At 64.1% G+C, this 2,950-nt stretch carries 3 protein-coding genes; all 3 read right to left on the reverse strand.

Translation table 11 applies throughout. The features are described from left to right. A partial coding sequence (locus EOD07_RS28945; protein ID WP_127237785.1) for a polysaccharide deacetylase family protein occupies window positions 1–515 on the reverse strand: 515 nt, incomplete at its 3' end. A gap of 30 nt (window positions 516–545) precedes the next feature. Further along, complete coding sequence (hydA, locus tag EOD07_RS28950; RefSeq protein ID WP_127237786.1) at window positions 546–2,006, reverse strand: dihydropyrimidinase; 1,461 nt, start codon at window positions 2,004–2,006, stop codon at window positions 546–548. Between the two features lie 77 nt (window positions 2,007–2,083). Next, window positions 2,084–2,950, reverse strand: an 867-nt coding sequence (locus EOD07_RS28955; protein ID WP_164772635.1) for an ABC transporter ATP-binding protein, incomplete at its 5' end; no start/stop codon positions are given.

Consider the following 2,950-nt stretch of genomic DNA (forward strand, 5'->3'; position numbering starts at 1 on the left):
GTGTAGTCGATGACGTTCCACTCGTCGCCGACGCGCGCATAGAAGGGCTGGAAGTCGCGGTAGCCCTGGCTGTGGTCGTAGCTGAAACCGTATTTCTTGAGCAACGCCGCCGTCACCGAGGACATTTCCCACCACGGTGCCACATAGCCGCGCGGCGACTTGCCGGTGAGCTTGTCGATCAGCTCGATCGACTTCACCAGCACGTCCTCTTCCTGCTGCGGCGTCATCGCCACCGGGTTCTCATGCAGGTAGCCATGGGCGCCGATCTCATGGCCGGCGTCGACGATCATCTTCATTTCCTTCGGGAAGGTTTCCAGCGAATGGCCGGGAACGAAGAAGGAGGTGCGCAGGTCGTATTTCTTGAACAGGCGAAGCAGGCGCGGCACGCCGACCTCGGTGGCGAAGATGCCGCGCTGGATGTCGGAAGGGCTGTCGCCGCCGCCGTAGGATCCGATCCAGCCGGCAACGGAATCGATATCGGTGCCGAAGGCGCAATAGATCTTTTTCTTACTCATGGTCTTTCTCCTGTGGTTGCTGTGCCGGCCTCAGACGCCGCTTGGAATGTTGGTCGGATCGCGCTTGACGAAGCGCGGCGAGTTGAGCTCCTTCCAGGTCGATAGCGCTCGGTTCGCTGCGCCGAAGGCGGGCCTGGGAATGTATTTCCCGTGGCCGGGACGCGGCGCCGCGTTCTGCCCTTGCGACCATACGATCTTGCCGCGCGAGAGCGTGTAGCGGGCCTGCGCGCTCACCTCGACGCCTTCGAAGACATTGTAGTCGATGATCGACTTCTGTTCGGCTGCGCGGATAGTGCGGCTGAGCTTCGGATCCCATACGGTGATGTCGGCGTCAGCCCCGACGACAAGCGCGCCCTTGCGCGGATAGATGTTGAGGATCCTGGCGATGTTGGTCGACGTGACGGCGACGAATTCCTCCTTGGTCAGTCGGCCGGTCTCTACGCCGAAGGTCCAAAGCACAGACAGCCTGTCCTCCAGACCGCCGGTGCCGTTGGGGATCATCGGGAAACCCTTCAACCCCATGCGCTTCTGTTCGGTGGTGAAGGCGCAGTGGTCGGTGGCCACGACCTGGAGGCTGCCCGCCTGCAGGCCGGCCCACAACCCGTCTTGATGGCGCTTGTTGCGGAACGGCGGGCTCATGACGCGGCGCGCGGCATGGTCCCAGTCCTTGTTGAAATACTCGCTCTCGTCCAGGGTCAGGTGCTGCACCAGCGGTTCGCCGTAGACGCGCATGCCCTTCTGGCGCGCCCTGCGGATGGCTTCATGCGCCTCTTCGCAGCTCACATGCACGACATAGAGCGGCACGCCGGCGGCGTCCGCGATCATGATGGCGCGATTGGTCGCCTCGCCCTCCACCTCGGGCGGCCGCGAGTGGGCGTGGCCTTCCGGACCGATCTGCCCGGCCTCCATGAATTTCTTCTGCAACTCCGCGATGATGTCGCCGTTCTCGGCATGGACCAGCGGCAGGGCGCCGAGCTCGGCGCAGCGGCGGAACGAGGCGTACATCTCGTCATCCTCGACCATCAGCGCACCCTTGTAGGCCATGAAGTGCTTGAAGGAGTTCACCCCCATCTTCACGACCTCGGCCATCTCGCGCCAGATCGTTTCGTTCCAGCCGGTGACGGCGACATGCCAGCCGACATCGATGGCGATGTTGCCGTCGGCCTTGCGATGCCAATCCTTGACGGCGTTGACCAGCGAGCCGTCGGCGCCCGGCAGCACGAAGTCCACGATCATCGTCGTGCCGCCCGAGGCTGCGGCCGCCGTGCCGCTTTCGAACGTCTCGGCGGTCGTCGTGCCCATGAAGGGCATCTCCAGGTGCGTATGGGGATCGATGCCGCCGGGAATGACATAGGCACCCTCGGCATCGACGACCGTGTCGCCGTTGAGGTCCAAGCCGATCGCGCTGATGCGCTCGCCTTCGATGAGGATATCCGCCTTCCAGCTTCGATCGGCGGTAATCAGCGTTCCGTTCTTGATGACGGTCGTCATGGGAAGGGCCTCCAGGTCAGGTCGGACAGGTCGGAGACGAAGGCCGCGTGCCGCGTCTCGGGGCTTTTGCGCAACTGCTATTCATGCGGCATGCCCGCCGAATCGTTGGTGCCGCGCAGGAAATGGTTGAGGCCAGGCTGCCAGGTGGCTCGAACCTCCTGGCCGACTTCCTTAGGCGCGGCGAAATATTCTTCATCGTCCATGTAGACGATGAATTCCTCGCGCCGGCCGGTATCGAGGGAAACCTTCACGAAGGTGCCCTGATACTCGACATTGCTCACCTTGCCGCTCGTGGCGTTGCGTGCCTCGGACCGCGTATCAGACAGGTCGATGCGGTCGCGACGGACCGAGAACTTGACCGCATCGCCGGCCTTCAGGCCGTGCGCGTCGATCAGGTCGTACCGGGTGCCGTCCGGCCCGGCGACGACGGCGGCATTGCCGTCGAGCGTCTCCACCTTACCGGCCAACACGTTCTGGCCGCCCATGAAGCGGGCGACATAAGGACTGTGCGGCCGGTTGTAGATCTCGCGCGGCGAGGCGGCTTGCTCGACGACGCCATGGTCCATCACCACCACCTGGTCGGCAAGTGCGATCGCCTCCGGCTGGGTGTGCGTGACGTGGACGAAGGTGATGCCGAGTTCGCTCTGCAGCCGCTTCAACTCGACGCGCATGCGCAGGCGCAGGAACTCGTCGAGCGCCGACAGTGGCTCGTCAAGCAGCAGCACTTTCGGATTGGTGATCAGCGCCCGCGCCAGGGCCACGCGCTGCTGCTGGCCCCCCGACAGTTCCGAGGGCACCCGGTCCGCCAGATGCAGTAACTGCACACGGTCGAGCATTTCCCGGGCCGCCGTCCGGCGCTGGTCGGCCGACAGTCCGCGCACCTTCAGGCTGAAGCCCACATTGTCGGTCAGCGACATATGCGGGAACAGCGCATAGTTCTGGAA

This window comes from Mesorhizobium sp. M2C.T.Ca.TU.002.02.1.1 (genome assembly GCF_003997225.1).